Genomic DNA, 8136 nt, shown 5'->3' with positions numbered 1-8136 from the left:
CGCACCCCCGCCGAAGAACTCCACCGACTACTGTCAGACCCGTCCACATTCGTTGCAGCCACCGCTTGAATCCAAGCGGCAAGTCGCGGATGAATCCGCACGTTCGCCGCCATTTCCGAGCGAGGCCGCTACGAGGTGATCTCGTCGATGACGGTGTGGACGAACCGCATCTTCTCCAGCACCGCCGGGGGTAGCACGAACGGGTAGAGGTCGTCGCGGCCCATCGACCGGTTCACCATGTTCAGCGACCACGACAGTGGCAGCCACATCTCGATGATCGTGTCGAAACCGCTGGGGCCCAGAACCTTTCGTTCGAACGTCGCACCTGCCGGGGCGAAGCCGAACGCCGCCGCGGTATCGAGCGTGTCGCGGATGTGCAGATAGTGCGCGAACGTTTCGGCCCAGTCCTCGGCGGGGTGCATGGTCGCATACGACGACACGTAATCGTCCTCCCAGCCATCCGGGGGGCCGTCCTTGTAGTGACGATCCAGGGCTTGCTGGTAGTCGGCGTCCGCGTCGCCGAACAGCTCGCCGAAGCGGGCCGTGTACTCGGCCGATGGTGCGACGAGGCGATAGTAGTAATAGTGGCCGATCTCGTGGCGGAAGTGGCCGAGCAGCGTGCGGTAGGGCTCGTCCATCGAAACCCGCAACTGCTCGCGGTGCACGTCGTCGCCCTCGGCGAGATCGAGCGTGATGACGCCGTTCTGGTGGCCCGTGAACACCTTCTCGAACTCGCTGGAGAGCAGATCGAACGCCAGGCCGAATTCGGGGTCCTCATCGCGCCCGACGATCGGCAGCCTGAGCTCGTGGAGTTCGGCGATCAATCGGCGTTTGGCCCGCTCGGCCGCGGCGAACGAGGCCAGCGCGACGGTGTCGGTGTCCGCCGGCCGGGTGCGGGTGAGCGAACACGAGGCGCAGAGCTCGTTACCACCGATCCGAACCAGCCAATTGCATTCCGCGACATAGAGGTTGGCGCACAGCCGGTACTTGCGCTCGTCCACGGCACCGGCGTGGTCGCTCTCCTCGGGTTCGGCGATGACCAGAAGTGCCATCTCGTCGAGCGAGAAACCCAGGTCGCTGCCACAGGACAGACACAGCGAGTTCTCGAAGGCCAGCCGTTGCCCGCAGGTCGGGCAGTTGAAATCACGCATGCAGCAATCCCCCCTCGTACGGCGCTACGTCGACGGCCACCTCGATGGCGCTGCTGTCCGAGTCCGTGTAGATGATCCCCCGCAACGGCGGCACATCGGCGTAATCGCGGCCGAAACCGGCCACGATGTAGCGCTCGTCGACCATCTGGTCGTTGGTCGGATCCAGGGCGAGCCATTGGTTCTGCGGCGTCCACACCGAGGCCCAGGCGTGCGTCGCGTCGACACCGATCATGCGTTCTTTGCCGGGCGGCGGATCGGTGGCCAGGTAGCCGGACACGTAACTGGCCGCCAAGCCGTTCGCCCGCAGGCACGCGATGGCCAAACGGGCGAAATCCTGGCACACCCCTTCCCGCGCCTGCAGCACCTCGGCGACCTGGGTGGAAACCGTCGTCGACCCAGATCGGTAGGTGAAATCGGTGAAGATCCGCGACGTCAGGTCACCCAGCACCTCGATCAGGGGCCGGCCCGGGCCGAAACTGGGTGCGGCGTAATCCCGTACGGCGTCGGTGATCTCCGGGGGTTGCAGGTCCATGGTGAATTCGGCGGCCAGCGCACCGTCGGCACCGACCGGCCGGGCGAGCTCCCACGGGGCCTTGGCCGAGGCACCCGTGTACTGGTCCGGTGCGGGCGCGTCCACCTCCACCACGGAATGGCTCGTGATGCTGAGCGTGCGGTGGCGTTCGGTGACGTGAAAGTACGAGCTGAGGTTGCCGTACGCGTCGCGGCTCGTGGAACTGTCCGCCGCTTCGGGATCGATCAGCAGTTCATGTGCCAGGCAGCGTTGCCAGGGTAGGTCCCGCGGAGTGAGATAACCGCGCCCGTAAGAACTGGTGACATCGTCGGAGTAGCGGTAGACCGTGCGATGGGTGATCTCGTAGCACCGGGTGGCGGCCCCGGTGTTCGCGACGGTCATGGCACCATTCTGCGCTCATCTGGGCCCCACAGCGGCTGCATGCCGCCCGGCAGCGACAGGTGCGCCGCCGTGATGACCCCGGACAGGTCGCGTAGGCCGGCGTGCATACCGTCGAGCAGGTCGGCGAGTTCGCCCCGGATGCCGTCGGAATTCACGTCTTCCAGATCGGCCGGGTCGAGCCGGCGCAACCGGGTCGCGATCTCGTCGACCAGCCGCTCGGGTCGCGAGGATCCCGACGCGCCGGGCAGCGCCTTGAGCTTGGTGCGCAGTCGCTCCAGCTGATAGATCAGCGACCGGGGGTTCTCGGCATCGAACAACACCAGTTCGGCGATCGCGGCCACGCTGATCCGCCCGGGATTGCGCCTGCGGTAGATCACCGACGACTCGCAGGCCACGAGCGTCGATTCCGCGACGGCACGTTCGGCAGCCGTACTGCGCACCGTTGTGAGCGTGGCCCGCAGCAGGGCGGTCAGCGCCAACCCGCGCTCGATCCGCTTACCGATGTCCATCATCGTCCAGCCGATGTCCTGCACCATCGACTCCGCGGCAACCCCGGACATCGCGAGCATGCCGGCCAGCGTCTGGCTGTGCGCGGTCGCGAGATAGGCCTCGCCGGCGGTCTGCGACTCGGGCGGCGAATCCGACACGCGCAGCACCGCTCGTTCCACGCCCGCCAAGACCATCCAGGTGTCGTTGGACATCTGATCGCGCACCGCACGGGCCGCCAGCCCGAGCCGTTCCACCGATTGCGCCAGGGAACCGGGCCGTTGCCGGTCGGCGGTGACCGACCACAGCGTGGTCGGCGCGATCGCGATCATCTCGTGATGGTCCCCCGCGGCGTCGGTGTCGGTGCCCGTGATCGCCCCGATCGCCGTGAGCAGCACCGGCACGCACTGGCTTTCCTCGAACTCCTGCCGGTACCGGTATTCGTGGTAGCGCTCACGGGTGACGGTCAGCAACCGCGCCATGCTCTCGGCACGCTCGGAGTAGCGGCCCATCCAGAACAGGTCCGACAACACGCGCGGCGAACTGACCGCACGCGTAGGACTCGGCGTCATCGCCGGCGCGGCGAGATCAACCGGGGCGGAGATGCGCTCAGCTGTCACCCGGGTGGGCGTCCGGACCCAGACATCCTTGGCAGCAACGGTATTCATCCGGTAGGCAGCGTTACCCGGTGCCATCAGATAACCCAGCCCGCCGATCATCGGCGCATAGCCGCCACGTTGCGCGACGGTGAACAGCCGCATACCGACACTCGCCGCCGACAGTCCCCCGGACCGATGATCCGTGGGTGCGGTGGAGAACTGCGGCAGCTCCTGGCCGATCCACTGCCATGGGCTGGCCTCGATCCGCGCCGCGAGCCTTACGCGTTGCGCCGCCGAAAGTTCCGGCCCGACGATTGGTGCGCCGCCGCTGATCGAGCGGATCAGCAGTGTCGGCAACTTGGTCAGCAGATGCGAACGTTCCAGATCGATGCCACCCCAGTACATCGGGGCGGTCTGGAGTTGCGGTGTCTCATCGAGCAGCAGGTCGCCCAGCTTGGGCAGAAAGCGCTGCAGCCCAGGGCTTTCCAGGATGCCGCTGCCCAAGGTGTTGACGACCGTGACCGCACCGCGCCGCAAGACCTCGACGAGTCCGGCGACGCCGAGGCGGGAATCCGGGCGCAGATCCAGCGGGTCGACATAATCGGCGTCGACGCGCCGCAGCACCACGTCGACGCGCTTGAGGGTCCCCAGTGAGCGCATCCACAGTTTGCCGTCGCGCACCACCAGGTCGGCGCTCTCCACGAGCGGAAAGCCGAGCAGCCCGGCCAGATACGCTTGGTCGAAGGCTGTCTCGGAATGGATGCCGGGGCTGAGCACCACGACGACCGGTTCCTCGGCGGTTTCGGGTGCGGAGTCGATGAGCGCGAGCCGCAGGGCCTGGGCCCACGGCGAGGCCGGGCGCGGGCTGATGCGCTCGTAGAGGTCGGGTACCGCGTGGGCGATGACGCGCCGGTCGGCCAACGCGTAGCCGGCGCCCGACGGTGCCTGCGTCCAGTCCGCGTTGACCACGAACGCGCCGTCGGCGCCGCGACTGACGTCGCAGCCGTGCAGGAACAGCTGGTGTCGCCCCGGCACCACGATTCCACGGGCGGCCCGGACATAGCCGGGGTGGGCGAACAGCAGCTGCGGCGGAAGCACACCACTGGTGATCGAGCGGCGCGGCCCGTACAGGTCGGTGAGCACCGCATCGAGGATCCGGGAACGCTGCACCAGGCCGGCTTCCAGCACATCCCAGTCCTGCGTCGAGATCACCAGCGGGAGCGCGTCGAGGTGCCACGGGCCGGGCATCGCGGTGCCGTCGCCATCCGTGACGACCTCACCGTGGCGGTCGACCTGGATGTAGTCGATGCCGTCGTTGTCGACCAGGGCCCGCACCTCGGCACGCAGGCGGTCGAGGCCGTGGCGGCCGCGCTCAGCGACGCACTCGGCCAGCTCGCGCCAGGTCGGCCGGACGTTGCCCGCGACATCGACGAACTCGTCGTAGCCCGAACCGGCGCCCGAACCGCGGACGTCGAAAAGCGCCTGCTGCGCCCGCGTCCTGCGATAGCCGGCCAGCACGCCGTCGGCGTCGTTGCTCACACCGACGCTCGGGACGGGCTCCGGTGAGCTTGCACGTAAAACCATCAGTGGAGCACGGTACGCACCCGGCGCAAGTCCAAGATGCCCGGTGCGCCGACATCGGTCGATTGGCGCGCCTGCTTCTCCCTGATGTCCGAGATGTCGATCCGGCCTGGCGTGAATCCGGTCGCCTCGAATCGCCTGCTCCGGCGCGACTCGGCCTCGACGGCGTTGACCGGCGGGCTGTCGTACGAGCGTCCGCCAGGGTGTGCGATGTGATAGGTGCACCCACCTCGCGAGGCTTCTCCTGCGGTGTCGACGAGCTCGAAGCGTAGCGGCCCGTCGACGGTGATGGTCGGGTGCAGGGCCGAGGGCGGCTGCCAGGCCCGGAACCGCACCCCGCCGACCTGGACGTCGGGGTTGTCGGTGGCCAGCAGTGGGATCGGATGGCCGTTGACGGTCACGACGTAGCGGTGGCGGTCGGCCCCGATCAGCCGGACCTGGACGCGTTCCACCGACGAGTCGACATAGCGGGCGGTGCCGCCCGCGGTCGATTCCTCGCCGAGGACGTTCCAGGGTTCGATCGCACCGCGCAGTTCGATCTCCACCCCGTCGAACACGGCAGTGCCGATACGGGGGAACCGGAACTCGGTGAACGGGTCGAGCCAGCTGGTGTCGAATTCGATGCCGTGGGCCCGTAAGTCGGCGGCCACGTCGGCGATGTCGTGAATCAGGAAGTGCGGCAACAGATAACGTCCGTGCAGGTTGGCACCGTGCCGGATCAGCGGAGCCCGCAGCGGCTCGTCCCAGAACCGCGCCACAAGTGAACGCACCAGGAGCGACTGCACCATCGCCATCTGCAAGTGGGGCGGCATCTCGAAGCCTCGCAGCTCCAGCAGACCGAGGCGCCCGCGCGCGCTGTCGGGGCTGTAGAGCTTGTCGATGCAGAACTCGGCGCGGTGGGTGTTGCCGGTGATGTCGGTCAGCAGGTGGCGCAGCGCCCGATCGACGACCCACGGAGAGACGCTTGCGGAACGACCATGATCGGGAGAACCGCTTGCGGGGCGACGATGGCTCGGCTTCGCCGCCCTGCCTGCGGTGAGCCGGGCGATTTCGGCGAACGCGATCTCGAGCTCGTAGAGGGCTTCGGAGCGCCCCTCGTCGACGCGCGGTGCCTGTGACGTCGTGCCGACGAACCGGCCGGCGAACAAATAGGACAGTGCCGGATGGCGTTGCCAGTAGGTGAGCAACGACACCAGCAGGTCGGGCCGGCGTAGCAGGGGCGAATCGGCCGGGGTGATGCCGCCTAGCGTGATGTGATTGCCGCCGCCGGTGCCACCGTGTGTGCCGTCGACGTCGAACGATTCGGTGGACAGCCGGGCCTTCCGAGCCTCTTCATACAGGGTCTCGAGCTGCGCTTGCTGTTCGGCGAAGCTGGCGGACGGTGCGACGTTGACTTCGATGACGCCCGGGTCCGGCGTGATCGTCACGGCAGTGATGCGTGGGTCGGATGGTGGTCCGTAACCCTCGATGACGACGGGCGTGCCGGTCTCGGCCGCGGCGGCCTCGATCCGTCTGACGAGGTCGACGAAATCGTCGAGCGCGTCGGTCGGCGGCAGGTACAGATAGAGCAGTCCGCCCCGGATCTCGGCGACCAGGGCCGTGGTGGGCGCGTTGTCGGCGTCCTCGACGACCGCCGCAGCGGGATCGGCCCGCAGCGCTCCGCGTGGCGCGAGTGGGTCGGTGTCGTAGGTGGGCCGTGGGGGCTGCCAGCTGATCGAGTTCAGCGGCAGCCGCAGGCCGGCAGGCGAATCGCCCTCCAACAGGACGATGCGTCCACGCCGCAGCTTCCAGTCCGCGCTCGCCCAGCCCGTGCCGTCGTCACGGCGGTGCAGTGGAAGCACGTAGGCGGCCGGTTCGTCGACGGACGCCTCGAGCCGGGCAAGCAGTGCCGACCGCGTATCGGGTGTGTCATCGGCCAGATCGTCCTGGTCGCTCACCGGATCGCCTGCAGGCCTGCGGACGGATTCGGCCAGCCGGCTCAGCGCGTCCTCGTAGGCGGGCCGGACCTGGGTGTCGGGCAGTCCGAAGTCGGCGGCCAACATTGACAGGATCTTCAGCCCGGCGTCGGCGGGCACGGCAGGCGTCTCGCCGCTCCACGGGTCGGCGAGCAGTGTGTCGTCGTTCCACAGCGGACGGCCGTCGGTGCGCCAGAACAAGCCGATCTGCCATCGCGGCAGCGGTTCTCCCGGATACCACTTGCCCTGGCTGCGTTGAACGAGTCCGTTTGGCGCCCATGTCTTTTTGAGCCGTGCAGCCAAGACCGACGCCCGCTCGCGTTTGTGCGGGCCATCGGCCGCGGTCGTCCACTCGGGGTCGACCCGATTGTCGATCGACACGAATGTCGGTTCGCCGCCGACCGTGAGCCGGACGTCGCCGGCGGCCAGCCGCTGGTCCACTTCGGCGCCGAGCTTCAGGATTGCGGCCCACGCGGACTCGGTGTAGGGCAATGTCACCCGCGGGTCCTCGTGCACGCGGGTGACCACGTTGGAGAACTCCATCGTGGCTTCGCACGGTCCGGTCGCACCGGTGATCGGCGCCGCGGAGTCCGGATGCGGGGTTGCCGACAACGGGATGTGACCCTCACCCGCGAAGAGGCCGGAGGTCGGATCGAGGCCTATCCAGCCGGCCCCGGGAACGTACACCTCGGTCCAGGCGTGCAGGTCGGTGAAATCGGCGGCAGGCCCCGACGGGCCGTCGAGAGCCGTCACGTCCGAGGTGAGCTGCACCAGGTAGCCGGAGACGAACCGCGCCGCGAGGCCCAGCTGCCGCAGGACGGACACCAGCAGCCACGCCGAATCCCGGCAGGAACCGATGCCCGTGCGCAGTGTGAGATCCGGTGTCTGAACTCCGGGCTCCATCCGGACGCTGTAGCCGACATCGGCGTTGACAGCCCGGTTCAGCGCCACGAGGAAGTCGATCGTGCGGGTACCCGCCGGCATCGTGAAATTGCTCACCCAGGCCGCCGCCAACTCCCCCGGCCCGGAACCCTCGCCTGTCTCGTCGACCGGGCGCAGGTACGGCTTGAGGTCTTCGAGCAGCGTCGCCGGGTACTCGAACGGGAAGGTCTCGGCGTAATCCTCGATGAAGAAGTCGAACGGGTTTACGACCTTGAGATCGGCGATCAATCCGACCGTGATGGTGAGATTCCGCGCCCGGCTTGGAAAAACCAAGCGCGCCAAGTAATTACCGAAGGCATCCTGCTGCCAGTTGATGAAATGGTCGGAGGGTTCCACCGTCAACGAGTACGCCTCGATCGGGGTGCGCGAGTGCGGCGCGGGACGCAGTCGGACGACGTGCGGGTGCACGTCCACCAGCCGATCGAACGTGTAGCTGGTGCGGTGCTCCAGCGCCACTTTGATACCCATCCGCAGATCCCACCACAAGGTGATCACGCCCGCATTGCGCA

At 67.9% G+C, this 8136-nt stretch carries 4 protein-coding genes; all 4 read right to left on the bottom strand.

Annotation, left to right across the window (positions count from 1 at the left end):
- Positions 1–128 precede the first annotated feature (128 nt).
- From AWC31_RS01910 to AWC31_RS01895, 4 genes are read right to left on the bottom strand one after another with little or no spacing between them, the layout of a single operon-like run.
- Positions 129–1151, bottom strand: coding sequence for a zinc-binding metallopeptidase family protein (locus AWC31_RS01910; protein ID WP_085142198.1), 1023 nt, complete (start codon positions 1149–1151; stop codon positions 129–131).
- Complete coding sequence (locus AWC31_RS01905; RefSeq protein WP_085142196.1) at positions 1144–2064, bottom strand: transglutaminase family protein; 921 nt, start codon at positions 2062–2064, stop codon at positions 1144–1146. Before AWC31_RS01905 ends, AWC31_RS01910 begins: the two co-directional genes overlap by 8 nt.
- Positions 2061–4733, bottom strand: a complete 2673-nt coding sequence (locus AWC31_RS01900; RefSeq protein ID WP_085142194.1) for a circularly permuted type 2 ATP-grasp protein — start codon at positions 4731–4733, stop codon at positions 2061–2063. The genes AWC31_RS01905 and AWC31_RS01900 overlap by 4 nt, the downstream gene beginning before the upstream one ends.
- On the bottom strand, positions 4733–8095 hold the full coding sequence (locus tag AWC31_RS01895) for a transglutaminase family protein (RefSeq protein WP_085142254.1): 3363 nt from the start codon (positions 8093–8095) through the stop codon (positions 4733–4735). Before AWC31_RS01895 ends, AWC31_RS01900 begins: the two co-directional genes overlap by 1 nt.
- Positions 8096–8136: the final 41 nt, after the last annotated feature.

Source organism: Mycolicibacterium wolinskyi (genome assembly GCF_002101965.1).
GTDB classification, from domain to species: Bacteria; Actinomycetota; Actinomycetes; order Mycobacteriales; family Mycobacteriaceae; genus Mycobacterium; species Mycobacterium wolinskyi.
This window is presented reverse-complemented; position numbering and strand designations above follow the sequence as displayed.

Bases quoted from the DNA above. Each gene is read 5' to 3' on its own strand.
- AWC31_RS01910 (WP_085142198.1), bottom strand. From the start codon at position 1,151: ATGCGTGATTTCAACTGCCCGACCTGCGGGCAACGGCTGGCCTTCGAG.
- AWC31_RS01905 (WP_085142196.1), bottom strand. From the start codon at position 2,064: ATGACCGTCGCGAACACCGGGGCCGCCACCCGGTGCTACGAGATCACC.
- AWC31_RS01900 (WP_085142194.1), bottom strand. From the start codon at position 4,733: ATGGTTTTACGTGCAAGCTCACCGGAGCCCGTCCCGAGCGTCGGTGTG.
- AWC31_RS01895 (WP_085142254.1), bottom strand. From the start codon at position 8,095: ATGGGTATCAAAGTGGCGCTGGAGCACCGCACCAGCTACACGTTCGAT.